The sequence below is a fragment of the Ralstonia sp. NFACC01 genome, assembly GCF_900115545.1.
Classification (GTDB): Bacteria; Pseudomonadota; Gammaproteobacteria; order Burkholderiales; family Burkholderiaceae; genus Ralstonia; species Ralstonia mojiangensis.
On record NZ_FOWV01000002.1, the window covers coordinates 421,061 to 437,058 of the forward strand.

The 15,998-nt window shown below is 63.6% G+C and carries 18 protein-coding genes; 15 read left to right on the forward strand and 3 right to left on the reverse strand.

Translation table 11 applies throughout. The annotated features are described in order from the left end of the window. Positions 1 to 5 precede the first annotated feature (5 nt). From fliH to BM136_RS06575, 4 genes are all read left to right on the forward strand, one after another. Positions 6 to 743, forward strand: a complete 738-nt coding sequence (gene fliH, locus BM136_RS06560) for a flagellar assembly protein FliH (RefSeq protein ID WP_027679901.1) — start codon at positions 6 to 8, stop codon at positions 741 to 743. Continuing rightward, positions 733 to 2,169: a flagellar protein export ATPase FliI gene (fliI, locus tag BM136_RS06565; protein WP_092971087.1), complete on the forward strand. Its 1,437-nt coding sequence runs from the start codon at positions 733 to 735 to the stop codon at positions 2,167 to 2,169. Before fliH ends, fliI begins: the two co-directional genes overlap by 11 nt. Before the next feature lie 108 nt (positions 2,170 to 2,277). Continuing rightward, positions 2,278 to 2,742, forward strand: coding sequence for a flagellar export protein FliJ (gene fliJ / locus BM136_RS06570; RefSeq protein ID WP_004631467.1), 465 nt, complete (start codon positions 2,278 to 2,280; stop codon positions 2,740 to 2,742). 38 nt (positions 2,743 to 2,780) lie between these two features. Next, positions 2,781 to 4,364: a flagellar hook-length control protein FliK gene (locus BM136_RS06575; protein WP_092971348.1), complete on the forward strand. Its 1,584-nt coding sequence runs from the start codon at positions 2,781 to 2,783 to the stop codon at positions 4,362 to 4,364. 381 nt (positions 4,365 to 4,745) lie between these two features. Here the strand turns inward: BM136_RS06575 and BM136_RS06580 are convergent, their stop codons facing one another. Next, positions 4,746 to 5,723 (reverse strand): DedA family protein/thiosulfate sulfurtransferase GlpE, encoded by a 978-nt coding sequence (locus BM136_RS06580; RefSeq protein ID WP_092971088.1) that lies wholly within the window; start codon positions 5,721 to 5,723, stop codon positions 4,746 to 4,748. 156 nt (positions 5,724 to 5,879) lie between these two features. Here BM136_RS06580 and BM136_RS06585 point away from each other — a divergent pair, with 156 nt between their 5' ends. Next, on the forward strand, positions 5,880 to 6,428 hold the full coding sequence (locus BM136_RS06585; RefSeq protein ID WP_254775624.1) for a GNAT family N-acetyltransferase: 549 nt from the start codon (positions 5,880 to 5,882) through the stop codon (positions 6,426 to 6,428). Positions 6,429 to 6,556: 128 nt separating this feature from the next. Here BM136_RS06585 and BM136_RS25360 read toward each other — a convergent pair whose 3' ends face one another. After that, positions 6,557 to 6,697, reverse strand: a complete 141-nt coding sequence (locus BM136_RS25360) for a hypothetical protein (protein ID WP_175537092.1) — start codon at positions 6,695 to 6,697, stop codon at positions 6,557 to 6,559. 341 nt (positions 6,698 to 7,038) lie between these two features. Continuing rightward, positions 7,039 to 7,824: a S24 family peptidase gene (locus BM136_RS06590; protein ID WP_175537093.1), complete on the reverse strand. Its 786-nt coding sequence runs from the start codon at positions 7,822 to 7,824 to the stop codon at positions 7,039 to 7,041. Positions 7,825 to 8,000: 176 nt separating this feature from the next. On the opposite strand from BM136_RS06590, the gene BM136_RS06595 reads away from it, so the two are divergent. The 10 genes from BM136_RS06595 (at position 8,001) to BM136_RS06635 (ending at position 15,952) form a co-directional block, all read left to right on the forward strand. Further along, positions 8,001 to 8,288 (forward strand): hypothetical protein, encoded by a 288-nt coding sequence (locus BM136_RS06595; protein WP_092971090.1) that lies wholly within the window; start codon positions 8,001 to 8,003, stop codon positions 8,286 to 8,288. A gap of 116 nt (positions 8,289 to 8,404) precedes the next feature. Continuing rightward, positions 8,405 to 8,842: a hypothetical protein gene (locus BM136_RS06600; protein ID WP_092971091.1), complete on the forward strand. Its 438-nt coding sequence runs from the start codon at positions 8,405 to 8,407 to the stop codon at positions 8,840 to 8,842. A 346-nt stretch (positions 8,843 to 9,188) separates the two neighbouring features. Beyond that, positions 9,189 to 10,025, forward strand: a complete 837-nt coding sequence (locus BM136_RS06605; protein WP_092971092.1) for a hypothetical protein — start codon at positions 9,189 to 9,191, stop codon at positions 10,023 to 10,025. Between the two features lie 98 nt (positions 10,026 to 10,123). Then, a complete protein-coding gene (locus BM136_RS06610; RefSeq protein WP_092971093.1) occupies positions 10,124 to 11,656 on the forward strand; it encodes a phage tail protein in 1,533 nt (510 codons plus the stop codon). Positions 11,657 to 11,725: 69 nt separating this feature from the next. Further along, a complete protein-coding gene (locus BM136_RS06615; protein WP_092971094.1) occupies positions 11,726 to 12,157 on the forward strand; it encodes a hypothetical protein in 432 nt (143 codons plus the stop codon). Next, positions 12,157 to 12,516, forward strand: a complete 360-nt coding sequence (locus BM136_RS06620; protein WP_092971095.1) for a hypothetical protein — start codon at positions 12,157 to 12,159, stop codon at positions 12,514 to 12,516. Before BM136_RS06615 ends, BM136_RS06620 begins: the two co-directional genes overlap by 1 nt. A 32-nt stretch (positions 12,517 to 12,548) precedes the next feature. Further along, a complete protein-coding gene (locus BM136_RS25670) occupies positions 12,549 to 12,683 on the forward strand; it encodes a hypothetical protein (RefSeq protein WP_260773752.1) in 135 nt (44 codons plus the stop codon). Continuing rightward, positions 12,680 to 13,084 (forward strand): hypothetical protein, encoded by a 405-nt coding sequence (locus BM136_RS06625; RefSeq protein WP_092971096.1) that lies wholly within the window; start codon positions 12,680 to 12,682, stop codon positions 13,082 to 13,084. Before BM136_RS25670 ends, BM136_RS06625 begins: the two co-directional genes overlap by 4 nt. Positions 13,085 to 13,118: 34 nt before the next feature. Continuing rightward, positions 13,119 to 14,984: a hypothetical protein gene (locus BM136_RS06630; protein WP_092971097.1), complete on the forward strand. Its 1,866-nt coding sequence runs from the start codon at positions 13,119 to 13,121 to the stop codon at positions 14,982 to 14,984. A gap of 5 nt (positions 14,985 to 14,989) precedes the next feature. Continuing rightward, positions 14,990 to 15,952, forward strand: coding sequence for a LysM peptidoglycan-binding domain-containing protein (locus BM136_RS06635; RefSeq protein WP_092971098.1), 963 nt, complete (start codon positions 14,990 to 14,992; stop codon positions 15,950 to 15,952). Positions 15,953 to 15,998: the final 46 nt, after the last annotated feature.

The window sequence follows — 15,998 nt, forward strand, 5'->3', positions numbered from 1 at the left end:
CTGAGATGCCGCGTCCGCCGATCATCCCGCGCGACACGCTGGTCGAATACCAGGCGTGGGAGCCGACCGACTTCCGGCGGCAGGCTGCAGAGGCTGCTGCCGCCGCCGCGCCGCCGCCTCCGCCGCCCGAGCCTGAAGAGCCGCCGATTTCCGAAGAGGAATGGCAGGCTGCGCTTGACGCCGAGCTTGCCACCGCCCGCGACGAAGGTCGTCGCGATGGTTTCGCGCAAGGTTTTCAGGATGGCTTTGAACAAGGCCGCCGCCAGGGCGAGGAAGATTCCAAACACATCGCCGCGCTCATGCAATCCGTGCGCGAGGCGATCGACCAACTGAACGGCAGCGTTGCCGAAGAGCTGGTCGATCTGGCGCTGCAACTGGCGCAGCAGTTTCTGCACGGCGCGCTGCATGCGCAGCCCGAACGCATCCTGCCGATGGTTCGCGAAGTACTGGGCGATGCGCCGACCGCACCCGCGCCCGCCATGCTGCGCGTGCATGCCGATGACGCAGAACTGATTCGCCAGACGCTGGGCACCGAGCTGGCCGCCGCCGGCTGGACGCTCATCGTCGATGCCGCCATCGAGCGCGGCGGCTGCCGCGTGCAGACCCGCTTTGGCGAAACCGATGCCACGCTGCAAACCCGCTGGGCCGAATTGACCCGCGCGCTGGGCCGCGATACCGCATGGCTTGCCAGCGAACGCTCGGAAGCCGAACGCGTTGCAGGAGGGGCACTCCATGTCGCCTGAGACTGTGCAGCCCGCCGCCAACAATCCCAACCTGCGCGTGTGGCAAGCCCACCTGCAGCAGACCGCGCAGCGTGCGCGCCTGGCGCGCCCGGTGGTGACGTGCGGCAAGCTCACGCGTGTGGCCGGCCTGGTCATGGAAGCCGTTGGCCTCAAGCTGCCGGTGGGCAGTGCCTGCCGCGTGGAACTGCCGCACGGCAGGCACGTGCTGGCCGAAGTGGTGGGCTTTGCCGAAGAGCGCGCCTTCCTGATGCCGCAAACGGATCTGGTGGGCGTAGTGCCCGGCGCGCGCGTGTTCCCGCTGGAGCCGCAACGCCTGCCGGTGACGAGCGAAGACGGCGCCAACCCGACGATTTCACACAGCAAGTTCCTGCCTGTGGGTCCGCGCCTGCTGGGCCGTGTGGTGGACGCCAACGGCGAGCCACTCGACGGCAAGGGGCCGCTGGGCGCGCATGAAGACTTGGCCTGGGGCACATTGAACCCGGCACCGCTGAACCCGCTCAAGCGCAAGCCGATTGAGCATGTGCTCGACGTGGGCGTGCGCGCCATCAACGGTCTGCTGACCGTCGGCCAGGGCCAGCGTCTGGGTCTGTTCGCCGGCTCCGGCGTGGGTAAGAGCGTGCTGCTGGGCATGATGGCCCGCTACACCGAAGCCGACGTGGTGGTGGTGGGCCTGATCGGCGAGCGCGGCCGCGAAGTAAAGGAGTTCATTGACGAGATTCTTGGCGACGAAGGCATGGCACGCTCGGCCGTGGTGGCCGCACCGGCCGACACCTCGCCGCTGATGCGCTTGCAGGGCGCCGCTTACGCCCACACGATTGCCGAGTACTTCCGCGACCGCGGCTGCAACGTGCTGCTGATCGTTGATTCACTCACGCGCTATGCGATGGCGCAGCGCGAGATCGCCCTGGCTATCGGCGAGCCGCCGGCCACCAAGGGCTATCCGCCCTCGGCGTTTGCCAAGCTGCCCGCGCTGGTTGAGCGTGCCGGCAACGGCATGGTGGATGCCAATGGGCGCGGCGGCTCCATCACCGCGTTTTACACCGTGCTGGCCGAAGGCGATGACCAGCAGGATCCGATTGCCGATGCGGCGCGGGCCATTTTGGACGGCCACTTCGTGCTTTCGCGCAAGCTGGCCGAGCAGGGCCACTACCCCGCCATCGATATCGAACAGTCGATCAGCCGCGTGATGTCGGCCATCGTGCCGCGCGAGCAGCTCGACACGGCCCGCCGCTTCAAGCAGCTCTACGCCCGCTATCAGCGCAACCGCGACCTGATTGCCGTGGGCGCCTACGCGCGTGGCAGCGACCCGGTGACCGACCAGGCCATCGCGCGCTACCCCGACATGGAAGCGTTCCTGCAGCAGGGCATGTTCGAGAACGAAAGCCGCGAGCACACGCTGGAGAAGATGCAGGGAGTGCTGGCGTGATGTGCCCGCTTGACACTGTGAAGCCGCAAGCGTTGCGCAAGCCGGAGGCTAAAGCCGCCGGGTTTGCGTCCGATGGGTTGATGTAACGGGAAGCTGGAGGGTCTACCGATGACCACCATGAACAAGCCGTTCCGCCTCGAAACCGTGCTGGAACTGGCCCAGAAGGACACCGAGAAAGCCACGCAGGAAGTCGGCCGCCTGATGAACACGCGCGAGGCCGCCACGCAAAAGCTGGCCCTGCTGTCCGACTACCGCAACAACTACCACCAGCAGATGCTGAGCACCGCCGAAGGCGGCATGGACGTCACGCGTTTGCGCAACTACGCGGCCTTTATCGACCGCCTGGGCAATGCCGTGCACCAGCAGAAGGGCACCATCAACGCGCTCGAGCAGCAGCTTGCGATGAGCCGTGCCAACTGGCTGGAAAAGCAGCGCCGCGAGCAGTCGTTCGACATCCTGCGCCAGCGCCACATTGAAGAGCAGCGCTTGGACGAAGAACGCCGTGCCCAGCGCGACAACGACGAACACGCCGCCAAGGTGATCCGCATGCGTGCGGCACAGGGCGGCAATTGAAGACCAACGCGAACACGCAGTCGCAAGATGGAGTCAACGTGGGCTTGAGTGCCACCCCCAACGCCGCTGCCAAGGACCTGGGCGCCATGCTGTCGGCCGGCAATACTGCCGCCGCCGATAAGACACAGGCCTCTTCGTCGGGCACCGATACCTTCGGCAACCTGTTGTCGGACCGCCTGGCCCAAGACGCCGCGCGCCGACGCGCCGACGCACAATCCACCGCTGACGATGCCAGCCGCCGTGCGGATATCGCCCGCAAGGATGTCGCACGCACCGGCGCCGCACGCACCGATCAGGACGCCAAACCGGCCGATGCCAACGCGCCGGTGCAGGCTGTCACCACGCCGGCCAGCACCACCGCCGATACGGCCAACGTCAAGCCGGCGCAGCCTGCCAATGCAAAGGATCTCGATACCGCTGCGCAGCAGGCCGTGGTTGACCCGGCTGCACAACTGGCTGCCCAGATCGAGGCCGCACGACAGGCCGCACAGCAAGCCGCTGCCGCCCAACAGCCGATCGCCCAGCCCGCTGCCCAATCGAATCCCGCCGCCGATACCGACGCGACGACGCAGGCGGCTGGCAAATCGTCCGCAAATGACGCCGCCGCACTGGCCGCCGCAACTGCGGCTGCCAACAGTACGCAGGGCGCCGCAGACCCGGCTACGACGGCACAAGCGGGCCAAGCCGGCCAAGCCGGATTGCCCGCCGCCAAGGACGCCAAAGCCAACGCCGCAAACACGCCGACGCCGCCCGCCACCGCGCTGCCCGACAGCGGCACGCTGACCCAGACCATGGCCCGCACGCGCGCCGTTGCCGACAACACGCCGGCTGCCGTGCGCCAACTCGGCAGCACGTCGTCTGCACAGGGCGCCAATGCCGACCGCGGCTTGCCGCGCCGCACCGACCTGAATGCGCACAGCACCGTCGCGCAACCGGCAACCGCCGCCGTGACCGATGCCGCCAGCCACGCCAGCAATGGCGGTAACACCGGCAATTCGGATAACGCCGGCACGCAGGCCAATGCGCAGGGCAGCGGAATGCAGTTCCAGGGCGTGCCGTCGCGCGCCAATGGCGACGCGGGCATGGCCGCACCGACTTTTGCGGTGGCTGGCGCCAACACAACCGCTGCAGCAGGAACGTCGATCACGCCGCAGCAAATCCATACGCTGCCCACGTTTGGCGATGCCGCGTGGCCGCAGAGCATGGCCAGCCAGCTCGCCTTCATGCAGGTGCATCGCCAATCGTCAGCCGAGCTGCAGTTGAACCCGGCCGAGCTGGGCGGCATGCACGTGAAGCTGGAAGTGGACAACGGTGCGGTCAACGCAAGCTTTGTCTGCCAGCACCAAGCCGTGGCCGAACTCGTCCAGGACGCCATGCCGCGCTTGCGCGACGCCATGCAGCAAGGCGGGATGCAGCTTGCGCAAACGTCGGTCAGCACGGGTGACTTCAGCCAGCAGCAGAGCGCATCGCAAGGCTCGTCGGCGCAAAGCCAGGGCGGCGGTTCCGGCAACGGGAATAGCGGCAGCCGTTATGGCGGCGGCTCGCAAGACCGCACCGATGCGCTGGCGGTGGCACCGCGCCGTGTGTCCACCCACGAAGGCGCCATCGACACGTTTGCTTGACCGCACGCTGGCCTCGCAGCGTCTAAAGTTCGGTGCAACTCTGCCGTTAATACGCAGGAGTGCCATGCATAAATGGCCAGCCGCAAGGCAACGAAAGAAGGACGGGAAATAACAACGTGAGCACGCCGCGCATACGTTTGATGCGGCAGCGTTGCGAATGAATAACAAGGGGGTCAAGTCCGACTGGCGAAGAAGGGATCAAACGGGGATCATTTCGCCACATCCGTCCTCGGGCGGATGCACACGGACCGATGCGGGGTGTCCGAGCCGGGGGGCTGGCGCACCGCATGTTTGCCGTACTTACGGGAGAGCGCACCGCGAGGTGCGCTTTTTGTTTTTGTGCGCTCGCTTTGTCGGTGCGGCGCACATGCGTCGCGAGCTTCAGGCGCCCGCCTCGGCCGTTGCGAGTGTGGCGGGGGTGACCGATACGACGTGTTCCACGCCGTAGCCGCGCTCCACCCATGCATCGATACCGCCATGTAGCGGACGCACGCGCTTGAAACCACGTCCCATCAGCGTGCGTGCCAGCATCACGGCAGACGCCTCGTTGGGGCAGGCGCAGTAGATGATGATCTCGCGGTCGGGGCCGTCGATCTCGATCGCGCGGTGGCTGGTGGACATGTCGTACAGCATCGCCCCCGGAATGCGTTGCGGCTGCAGCATGCGCGAGCTGTCGGCGCGCACGTCGATGATGACGGGGGCCGCGCCCGATTCGATCAGCGCGTGCAGCTCATCGGGCGAGATGCGCGCCATCTCCAGCATCTTGCGAAAGCGCCAGCGCTGCAGCCAGCGCGCCGCCACATACACGGCGGCCAGCAATGCGATCAACAGCACGGCACGCGTGCCGAGCAGATCGAGCTGGCGCAGCGCCTGGTCGATACTGTCATGCGCCACGCGGCCCAGCAGCAGCCAGAGCGTTGCCCAAACTGCCGAGCCCACCAGGTTGTACAGCGCAAACGTGCTGAACGGTGTGCGCATCGTGCCCAGCAGCGCCGACGATACCGTCGACAAACCCGGAACGAACTTCGCAATCAGCAGCATCGGCGCGCCCCAGCGCTCGAACTGTGTGCGCGTGCGCCGCACGCAGGAATCGGGCGACAGCGACACGCGGCACAGCAATGCCATGACGTGCCGGCCATAGCGCTTGCCTGCGAAGTACCACAGGCCGTCGCCGAGCAGCGCGCCGGACACGGCGGCTGGCGCAAGCTCCATGAAGTAGAGCGGCCCGTGGAACGTGAGCGCGCCGGCCACCAGCAGTGTCGGCACGGCCGGCAGCGGTGCGCCGGCTTGCGTCAGCAGCACATTGAGGAACACGGCAAACGCGCCGTATTCGGCGATCAGGGGAAACAGGTCATGCATGGCAGGAAGGGCGCGGCGGGGGCGAAAGCGTCTGCCAAGTTACCGCATTCCGGCGCTGCCCGATAGCCATGTCACCGGAATGCGCTCGGCGATATGCGGTTCGTGTGGAATTGGCGTGACAATGAACGCTTCATACCGCTTCTGAATCCTGTCGCCATGTCTTCTGCAATGCCCATCGACGCTGCCGTTTCCGTGCACGAATCTGGTGCCATCGCTATTCGTCCGGCTACCGTGGCGGATTTGCCGACCATCGTCGGCATCTACGCACATCACGTGCAAACCGGCACGGCCAGCTTTGAGATCGACGCCCCCGATCTGCCCGAGATGACGCGCCGCTTTCACGCCCTGCAGGATGCCGGCATGCCATACGTTGTGGCCGAAGCTGACGGCGTGCTGCTCGGCTATGCGTATGCCGGCCCGCATCGCACCCGGCCCGCGTATCGCCATACGGTGGAAGACTCCATCTACCTTGACGGCGCTGCACAGGGGCGAGGCGTGGGGACGTTGCTGCTGGAGGCGCTCATCCGTGAATGCCAGACGCGCGGTTTCAAGCAGATGGTGGCGGTGGTGGGCGGCGGCCGCGAAAATCCGGGCTCAGCCAAGTTGCACGCGCGCTGCGGGTTTCGCGAGGTGGGCGTGCTGGAGGCGGTGGGCTACAAGTTTGGACGCTGGCTGGATTGTTTGCTGATGCAGCGCGCCTTGTGAGGTGAGTGAAGCGGCGCCGCATCGCAGGGCCGGCAGGCCCCATGCCGTGCGGGTTGCTTCAAGAATACGGTTCAGTGTTTCAGTTTCAGTCATTCAGTTCGCGTTAAGTTGGTTTGAGCGCGGCGCGTTTAGTAGGTCGTGCGCACGAGCACGGCCAGATACATCGCGCCGCCGGCAAATAGCCCCATCCCGATGATGAGCAACCAGTCGACGAAGGCCGTGTTGCCGCTGGCCACAGGCCTTGGATCGGCGTTCGGTTCGTGCTTCATGAGGGTCTCCGCGTCAGAACAGGCGCCCGAGCTCGCGCAACGCCGCGCAAAACAGCGCTACCACGATCACCAGATCGACCTGCCGGCCTCTCATCCAGGCGCGACGCCGGAGGTGGCGGTTCACGCTACACAGGGCCATGCCCCATTTTTGATTGAGGCCGTGCCGACCATCTTCCCCTCTCCCTGCGACGTTGTCTTGAGCGCATCGCATCCCAGTATTTTAGATATTTCTAACTTTATGTCAAGAAATGTCTAAGTGGCGGCGTTTAGAATGCTGCGATTTGGGGCGAAAAAACCCGCCGAAGCGGGCTTGTGTTTTGAGAAGTCGACGTTGGGCGCGCTCAGAAATCGCCCATGCCTGACCGGTACTTGACCCGGCCGACGATGTCGATGTGTTCGAGCTGCTCGGGTGCCACGATGAACGGATCGTGCTTCTCCTTGTTGTCGCTGACCACCCGGATCGAGCCGTCGGGCAGGCGGAACAACCGCTTCACCAGCATCTCGCCACAGTACACCAGCGCGAACACACCGCCGCCCGTGGGGATGCGCCGGTCCGCCTTATCGACGACCACCGTGTCGTCATCAAAGAGGCGCGGCTCCATGCTGTCGCCGCGCACCTTCACCGCCACGAGGTGCTTGGGGCTGGCGTCCAGCCGGCGGACGTAATCGGCCTGGAACGGCAGCGGTTCCTTCTCTTCAACGTGCCAGGTTTCGCGCCCGTTGCCGGCAGAAAGGGCCACGTCGACATGCGTGATCAGGATGGTCGTCTCGCTCGGCAGTTCGTCCAGGCTGTTGTACGTGGTGATGGGGCGCGCGGGAAAGCCTTTGCTGTGCGCCGAAGCGCCAGCGCTCGTGCGTACCACGTCGCCAGCGCTGCCGCCTGCAGCATGCGCGGCGGCATCGGAGAAGGGCGTGTCCATCACACGGTCGGCAAACCCCAGCTTCTTCTCAAGGCGGCGCGCGGCAATGTCGCCGATGCTGCGGCCATCCTGGTAGGTGCGCGAGAGAAACTGTGCCACCTGCGAACGCGAATACCCGTACAGACGCTCGAACGCCGAGCGGTCTCCGTTGACGAGGGTCTGGATCCAGTAGGTCAGCCACTGGCGGCGGTTGTCGTAGATGTCCATGGGTCGCATTAGAGCAAGAAATTTCTAATTTGTGTATTAGAAGTGTCTTGACGCAACAGTTTAGAACAATCTAAACTTCCCTGCATCGACCGGCCTCCCGCTTGCTGGAGGCGCCGCGGCCGATCCGAATCTTGTTCAATCCGCGCGCCACCCCGCGCCGACTGGAGCCTCTTTCCATGACTGTCACCCAAACTTCGATGGATGCTTTTCGACGTGGCCGCACCACGTCCACGGCCAAGCTGCAGTGCGATCGTATTGCCGACTACGTGGCACGCAGCGGCACCGCCACGATTGCCGAAATCGCGCAGGCGCTGCGCATTGAGAAGTCCAGCGTCTCTGCGCGCCGCAGCGAATTGATCGCCGCCAAGCGGCTGGAGCTGGATGAGGAACGCAAATGCGGTGTCACAGGCCGCTGGGTGCAGTCGGTGCGCGCGGCGCCCGCGCAGGCGCGCGTCTTTCAATAGGCGCATGCGCCGTCGCGTTCTTGCGCTGTCGGCAGTGAGCAAGGCGGCAGCGCGAAGCCGATTGACGCACGCCGATATCGCTATCAACAAGCACTGGACATACGAGGACAAGGGACATGGGAATCGAAGACCGTTTGGAGAACTGGAGTCGCGTCGTGCGTGACCCGAGCTGGCAGCCGCAGTACTGCGCATCGTGGGCACGCTTGGCCGTTGCCATGCGCGATGCAGAGTGCGGCGCGCCGCAAGCCATCGTCAGCATCGACGTGAATGACGGCTGGCTGGTGGAGCAGGCGTGGCAGAAAATTGCCGACCCCGTGGCCAAGCGGCTACTGCAGTATCACTACGTGCATCGCATGCCGGCAGAGATGGTGTGCCGCATTCTCGTGCGCAAGTACGGCGCATCGCCGCATACGCTCAAGCACTGGAAGGTGCGGCTTGCGAAGGCGCAGTCGATCATGTCGCACGTCATCGATTCGGAGGTCGCTCGCGCGCAGATGACGAAGGCCGTGCGTGCTGCAGCCAAGGCCGCAGCGGCGGCTCCGATGGCCGCCTGAAAATTTTTCTGATTTTTTTCTTCAGCCCCCTTGCACCGTTTATATCCCCTTCGTATTCTGTTTCCCAGATGTTTGATTGCCCTCGCGGCGTAACCGGTTCAGACCGAGACATGCACCCCACTGGGGTGCATTGACTTACCCAGACGAAGCGCAGACGTAGCGAAGAAAAGCCCGCCACCCAGCGGGCTTTTTTGTTTCTCCGCTTTGCATCACTGATGCACTTGCACGCAACACCTGCCTCGACGTCACTGCACGGTGACGAACCGTTCGCGGCTGTCTCAATCCTGGATGCAACTCACTCGATCGATCACGCATTGCTGCGCGCATCGATGAAGGCGCTTGTCCTATGGCAGATCTCTCCGATGTTTCCAATGCACTCGTCACGCTCGTCACCAGCGTGGTTTATCCGAACGGAATCAGCCAGCCGTCGATCACGGGCAATCCGGTGGTGGTCTACAGCGGCTGGCCCAACATGACGCAACTGAAGACCGACCTGCAGGCCAACAAGGCGCACGTCTCGGTCTTTCCGACCACGAGTCATCAACGGCATGCGAACACCGCGTTCTCCGACTGGACCGTGGCCGCATCGCCGACCAACACGCTGGCTTTGAGCGTGGCCGCACAAACCGTCATGGTGAACGGCGCCGTCAGCACGCCGCAGAACGTTGTGCTGCTCGTGGATGGCCGGGCGTATGCCTACGCCGCGCAGGCCAGCGATACGCCGGCCAGCATCGCGGTGGCGCTCGCTGCGCTGGTGGCGGTCGATCAACCGGCAACGGCTGCTGGCACGTCGATCACCATTCCGAATGCGACGTATATCTCGCCGCGCGTGGGTGGGGTCGGCACCGTGCAGCGCGAGACGCGCAGGCAAGAGCGCACGTTCCTGATCTCGACGTGGGCGAATGGCGCCGCGCCGCGTGACGTCATTGCCGGCAAGGTCGATTCGGTGCTCTCGGGCATCGTGCGCTTGACGTTGCCTGACCAGGGCGCCGCGCTGCGCTACAAGCGCGGCCATCAGCATGACGATCTGACCAATGGCATCTACCGGCGGGACCTGCGGTACGCCGTGGAGTACGCAACCATCGTGACCGACATGGCCTACCAGATTGCGACGGGGGTGGAGAACGTGACGGCCGGTGCCTCGATGGGCGCACAGTTTCCTGTTCGGACCATCGTGCAGTAATCGAAGTCAACCAACCGCGCCGCCCCTAATCATTCGGGCGGTTTTTTATTGCCGGCCGCCTTCGTGCGGCCATTCTGTTTTCTCACTTGGAGGCACGCATGCCGATCGTCCAGCAGGGCAGCATCAATACCACTGCACTCATCGTTCCGGACCTGTACGTCCAGATTGTTCCGCCGCAGGTCACCCTGCTCAACGGCGTTCCCACCAACGTGCTCGGCGTGGTCGGCACGGCCAGCTGGGGTCCCGTCAACTCGCCGGCATTGATCGGCAACATGGCCATGTATGCGCAGACGTTCGGCGTGATCCAGAACCGCACCTACGACATGGGCACTGCGGTGGCCGTGGCAGTGCAACAGGGCGCCAACAACTTCCGCTGCGTGCGCGTGACCGACGGCACCGACACCGCTGCCACGGTGATCGCCCAGACCAATGGCGTGACGTTCACCGCCAAGTACACGGGTTCGCTGGGCAACACCGTCACGGTGGCGCTGGCGGCAGGTTCGGCCGCCAACACGTGGAAGGTGACCGTGGCCGCTCCGACGCTGGCGCCCGAAGTGTTCGACAACATCGGTGCAGGCCAGACCGGCAATGCGTTGTGGGTCGCGATTGCCAACGCCATCAACAACGGCGTCAGCGTGATGCGCGGCGCTTCGCAAATCATCACTGCCACCGCGGGCGCGAGCACCACCGCCCCGACGGCTGCCACGCTGCAACTGGCGGGCGGCACCGATGGCGCGACCACCATCACCGGCGCTGTGCTGCTCGGCCAGGACTCCGTACCGCGCAAGGGCATGTACGCGCTGCGCAACCAAGGCGTGTCGATCGCCATGCTGGCCGACTGCGCCGATGCGACGACCTGGCCGACGCAGGTGGCGTTTGGCCTGTCCGAAGGCATCTACATGATCGGCACGGGCCCGAGCGGTGACACCATCGCCAACGCCGTCACGGCCAAGGGCACTGCCGGCATCGATTCGTACGCCTTCAAGCTGCTGTTTGGCGATTGGGTGTACTGGCTCGATACCGTCAACGGTGTGACGCGCCTGGTGTCGCCGCAAGGGTTTGTCGCGGGCCTGCTGGCCAACCTGTCACCGCAGAACAGCAGCCTGAACAAGCAGATCTACGGCGTGGTGGGCACGCAGAAGACGTTCGCGAACCAGAGTTACAGCTCGGCCGAGTTGCAGGCACTGATCCAGGCGGGCATCGACGTTGTGACGAATCCGGTGCCGGGCGGCGCGTACTTCGGTTGCCGCGCGGGACACAACACCAGCTCGAACGCGCTCACGCAAGGCGATAACTACACGCGCATGACCAACTACATCGCCAGCACGATCAACGCGGGCATGGGCAAGTACGTCGGCCAGCTGCAGTCGGCCACGGTGCGCGCGCAGGCGGCGGCCACGCTGTCGAACTTCCTCAGCTCGATGGAGCAGCAAGGGATGATCGGCGCGGTCAATGGCGGCCCGGCGTTCTCGGTGCAGATCGATGCCAACAACAACCCCATGAACCGCGTGGCGCTGGGTTACATGCAGGCCGACGTGAAGGTGGTCTACCTGTCGGTCATCGAAAAGTTCCTGGTGAACGTGGAAGGCTCGCAAGCCACGGTGATCCGCACTTCGACCGCGAATCAGTAATCCACCCGATACCTGTCAATCAACCTTCTGGCCTCGCATAACACGAGGCCTTTTCTTTTGGAGAACGTTATGCCGATTCAAGGCTACTCCGTCGGCCGCGACTACACGCTCGTCATCCAGACCGCAAGCGGCACGCTACAACCGAACAAGATCACGGCTTTCAAGAGCAAGCAGGACGTGACCGACGTGCGCGTCAAGCGCCTGGACGGTATTACTGACCATGTGCGCTTCTTCGACGGCTGGTCAGGTTCGTTCGACGTAGAGCGCCAGGACGCCACGCTCGACAACTACTTCGCGCAACTCGAAGCGGGCTATTACGCAGGCGTGAACGAAGCCCCCGCGCAGATCTACGAAACGATCCAGGAAGCCAATGGCTCGGTCTCGCAGTTCCGCTATGACGGTGTGCTCATGACGCTGGCCGATGCCGGCAACCGCGCGGGCGATGCCACCATCAAGCAATCCGTCAACTTCGTGGCCTCGCGCCGCATCAAGGTGTCCTGATGACCAACGTGACCATCACTCCGTCTGAACAGATCATCAAGGCCGCCGCGAAAGAAGCGGTGGTCGACGATGCACTGGGCCGCAAGATCACGCTGCGCAAACCGAGCCCGCTTGCGAACCTCGACTTTGCCAAGGCCGCGGGCGGCAGCGAGCTGAACATGCTCTACCTGGCCGAGGTCGCGCACCTGAAGTTCGTCTGCGCCATCGATGGTGATCCGGTGCCGACGCCTGCCTCGGAAGCCCAGTTGCGTGCGCTGTATCAACGCCTGAGCGACGAAGGCAATGAAGCTGCGCAGCGCGGTGTGGCGGCCACCTTCCTCAACGTTGCCACGTCGGAGTCCGAGCTAAAAAACTCCTGACGAACGGCCCGTTTCACGAGGCAATGTGGCTCGTGCATAACGGTGTTCCGTTCGACGTGGCGTTTTCACTGGACGACACCATGCGGCAGGCGATGGCCATCAAATGCAGCGAATTCCATGGCGCGGAGTTCGACCTGAGGACGATGTCTTTCAAGGAGCGCGAATGAACCTCTCGTTGACTGAGATGGTGCGTCGCCTGACCGAATTGGAGGCGCGGCTGCCGGAGGCGTTGTCGCAGGGGCTGGCTGCAGCCGTTGCGGCAATGGAGCTGGCGGCGCGCGCCAAGGCCGTGGAGAGTGCAGTGGCTGCTGGCATGACCGAGGCGGCGCGCGTGAATGCACTGCGTGATTCCATCGGCAGCGAGGTTAAAGGGTTGGAGGCGGCCATCGGCTCCAACGCCAACCAGGCTGTCGTCGTGGAGCTAGGCAGTGCGCAGACGCCACCGCACCCCTTCCTGGCTGTGGTGGCGAGCGAGCACGCCGACGCAGTGCAAAAGAGCGTGGGCGATGCAGTGACGGCGGCGCTGGAGGGCCGCCCGATCGATCCCACCGCAAACGCGCACACGTGAGATCGGTGGCCTCAACAGACGAACAAGGATTCCTATGAGCCTCGATGCTTACAAGATTGGGATACAGATTGCGTTGGTGGATAACGTTTCGCGTGGGTTGCTGTCGATCGCCGCGCAGTTTGAATCCGTCAACAAGAGTGCGGAGAAGTTGGAGACCCGGCTGGAGAAGGTCAAGAAGCTGACGGAGTTCGGCAGCGGCCTGTTCAAGGCCGGCAACGAGGCCGCCCACATGTGGGACAAACAGGTGGATGCTGCTTCGAAATACCACGCAGTACTCGAGCGTATCAGCCGCTTTGACCCTGGCGCCGCAACGGCGAACGAGAAGTTCCTCAGAGGGCTGGACATCAAGGGCATGTCGCTCACGGATGTCGGACAGCTCTTTGGCGGAGCCCAGACCATTCTGCAGAACTCGGCCCAGGCGCAGGACGTGACGAAACTGCTGGCCCAGGCTAGGACGGCCTTTGGCGCGGCAACCGGCGTCAAGGACGGCACGCAACTGGACAGCATGGCGCTCTCTGCGCTAAAGGTTGCACAGATGCGCGACGGCGTGATCGGCGGAGACGGCAAGATCGATACGAAGAAGGTGGAAGAGACCTTCAACATGCTCGTCAATACGGCGATGGCCAGTGGCGGCGGTGTGCTACCGAAGGACTACCTCGAAGCGATGCAGGGAGGCAAGTTGTCCGGCGCACTGAAGCCGGCTGAGGCTGCGGCGTTCGGGCTGAAGCAGTTCATGCAGGCCAATGGCGGCTCGAAGGCCGGCGTTGATGCCATTTCCGCACTACAAGGCTGGGCGGCAGGAAGCATGTCGGCTGCGGTCGCGCATGAGCTGGAGCGCGTGAAGTTGCTTGACCCGAAGGCGGTGCACCGCGACAAGGCTGGACGCATCACCAGCGTGGATGCAATGGAGGGCAAGGAAGCGGAAGACTTCGCGAAGAATCCGCTTCAGTACTTGTTGGATGTGATCGTGCCGGCGTTGCGCAAGAGCGGATATACCGGGGACAGTCTCAACACCAAGCTGGGCAGCATGCTCGGCATGAAGGGGGAGAAGAACATCCTGGAGCAGCTTCAGCACGAGAAGGAGCGAGCCGCGTCGTACCTCGCGAAAACCAGTACAGGCCCGGGGGGTGCCAAGCTTTACGAAAAGGAAAACGAAGGGTTCGAAGGGAAACTCAAGGACTACGAAGCCAAGAAAGTGAACCTTAATATCGCGCTTGGCGAACATATCCTGCCGTTGGTGATCTCGGCGTTGGAGAAGTTCAATGGGTTGATTGGCAACATCACACACCTTGCACAGGAGTTTCCCGGAGCGACAACAGCCATCATGGTGTTTGTCACGGCGTTGAAGTTCATCAAATCGGCCGCTTCAAGTTTGCCGACGCTGGGCGGCCAGGTAGGACGTGGTTTTCTCGGCTCGTCGTTCACAAGGGCGGCTGCAGGATTGCTAACAGGCCCCGCTGCGCGCGTCGTCGGAGCCGGTGTGTTCGGTTGGGGAATCGGTACCGCGCTCCGCGCCCCCACGGACTCCGTGATCCACTCAATGACAGGCGGCAAGAAGTCCCAGCTTTGGGACCTCATCACTGGAGTGGATAGAACGAAGCTGGCGGCCACAGGCGGTTACACGCAAGCCGAGTTGGATTCGGTGAAGCGAGGTGGAGGCGTGAAGCTAAGTGCAGGAGCGCAGGAGCGCATGGATTCGGGTGAGCTGGGGCGCGCTTGGTTCAGACGCTCTATTGCGGGGCCACAACCCGAGCAGCGCTCCGACATCAAGCTGGTTCTGAGGGATGGTCGGCTGCTGGCTGACGTTGTGTTTGACCACCTCCAGTCAAATCTGGCTCGCCCGCAGACTGGCGCACGAGACTTCAACTCTCGCATGAATCTCATGCCATCCGGACTCTGATCACCATGCCCGACTTCGTTCTCAAACTCGGAAGTTTCCAGTTCAAGGATTTGGAAGTACCCGAAAGCATCCCGTTTGGAGGGACGCAGAAACTTGCCATGCATGACTTGGTGGGTGGCACGCGTGTGATCGATTCGATGGGGGCATTCTGCGGCCCAGTCGAATGGTCCGGGTGGCTCCTCGGCAAGGATGCGTTGGCGCGCGCGCGCCAGTTGGACGACATGCGCGAACGCGGCGCCTCGTTGTTGCTGCAGTGGTCCGAAATCTACTACGCCGTCGTCATTCGCGACTTTCGAGCGGATTTTCAACGCGCCTACAAGATCCCGTACAAGATCACCTGCGAAGTGGCGAGCGATCTGTCGAAATTTGCAGGCAGTGATGCAGACCAGAGCATCGATGGCCAGATCAAGAGCGATGCCGCGGCCGTGACGGACATGGGCAGCGCGATTGGCGACGGCACGTTGTCTGGCCTGATCGATTCGGCCAATTCAGCGATCGACACCGTAGCGAGTTTTGCCAACGCGGCGCAGTCAACCCTGAGCAGCGTTCTGCAGCAAGTAACGGCGGTGCGTGATCGCGCTCAAGCCCTGATCGCATCAGCCAACACCACGCTGAAACAGGTCACGACGCTGGGCGGCATCTTGCCGAATAACCCCGTATCGCAGCAAGTGGAAAAGTTGGCTGGCCAAGTGACTTCCGCATTGAACCTTCCGGTGCTGGTTCAGCTTGACCGCGTTGCCGGCCGAATGCAGAAGAACGTCGAGTCGGTCTACAAGAGCGCCAAGCACGTGGTGACGGTCGGTGGCGATCTGATGAAGATGGCAGCCAAGGAATATAACGACGCAATGGCTTGGACCAGCTTGGCCAGGGCCAACCCCGAGCTCTTGTGGGACCCGCTGGTGCAAGGTGTAAAAACCCTGATCGTGCCACCCAACAAGGACCGTGCCGGCGGCTTGCCAAAGCCCTAGCGAGCCGCTTTCATCAACCAGACAGCCCCGCAACGCGGGGCTTTTT

Excerpts from the sequence above, each read along its gene's own strand:
- fliI (WP_092971087.1), top strand. The coding sequence starts at position 733 with ATGTCGCCTGAGACTGTGCAGCCCGCCGCCAACAATCCCAACCTGCGC.
- fliJ (WP_004631467.1), top strand. The coding sequence starts at position 2,278 with ATGACCACCATGAACAAGCCGTTCCGCCTCGAAACCGTGCTGGAACTG.
- BM136_RS06630 (WP_092971097.1), top strand. The coding sequence starts at position 13,119 with ATGAGCCTCGATGCTTACAAGATTGGGATACAGATTGCGTTGGTGGAT.
- BM136_RS06610 (WP_092971093.1), top strand. The coding sequence starts at position 10,124 with ATGCCGATCGTCCAGCAGGGCAGCATCAATACCACTGCACTCATCGTT.
- BM136_RS06595 (WP_092971090.1), top strand. The coding sequence starts at position 8,001 with ATGACTGTCACCCAAACTTCGATGGATGCTTTTCGACGTGGCCGCACC.
- BM136_RS06625 (WP_092971096.1), top strand. The coding sequence starts at position 12,680 with ATGAACCTCTCGTTGACTGAGATGGTGCGTCGCCTGACCGAATTGGAG.
- BM136_RS25360 (WP_175537092.1), bottom strand. The coding sequence starts at position 6,697 with ATGAAGCACGAACCGAACGCCGATCCAAGGCCTGTGGCCAGCGGCAAC.
- BM136_RS06615 (WP_092971094.1), top strand. The coding sequence starts at position 11,726 with ATGCCGATTCAAGGCTACTCCGTCGGCCGCGACTACACGCTCGTCATC.
- BM136_RS06605 (WP_092971092.1), top strand. The coding sequence starts at position 9,189 with ATGGCAGATCTCTCCGATGTTTCCAATGCACTCGTCACGCTCGTCACC.
- fliH (WP_027679901.1), top strand. The coding sequence starts at position 6 with ATGCCGCGTCCGCCGATCATCCCGCGCGACACGCTGGTCGAATACCAG.
- BM136_RS06620 (WP_092971095.1), top strand. The coding sequence starts at position 12,157 with ATGACCAACGTGACCATCACTCCGTCTGAACAGATCATCAAGGCCGCC.
- BM136_RS06590 (WP_175537093.1), bottom strand. The coding sequence starts at position 7,824 with ATGGACATCTACGACAACCGCCGCCAGTGGCTGACCTACTGGATCCAG.
- BM136_RS06635 (WP_092971098.1), top strand. The coding sequence starts at position 14,990 with ATGCCCGACTTCGTTCTCAAACTCGGAAGTTTCCAGTTCAAGGATTTG.
- BM136_RS06585 (WP_254775624.1), top strand. The coding sequence starts at position 5,880 with ATGTCTTCTGCAATGCCCATCGACGCTGCCGTTTCCGTGCACGAATCT.
- BM136_RS06580 (WP_092971088.1), bottom strand. The coding sequence starts at position 5,723 with ATGCATGACCTGTTTCCCCTGATCGCCGAATACGGCGCGTTTGCCGTG.
- BM136_RS06600 (WP_092971091.1), top strand. The coding sequence starts at position 8,405 with ATGGGAATCGAAGACCGTTTGGAGAACTGGAGTCGCGTCGTGCGTGAC.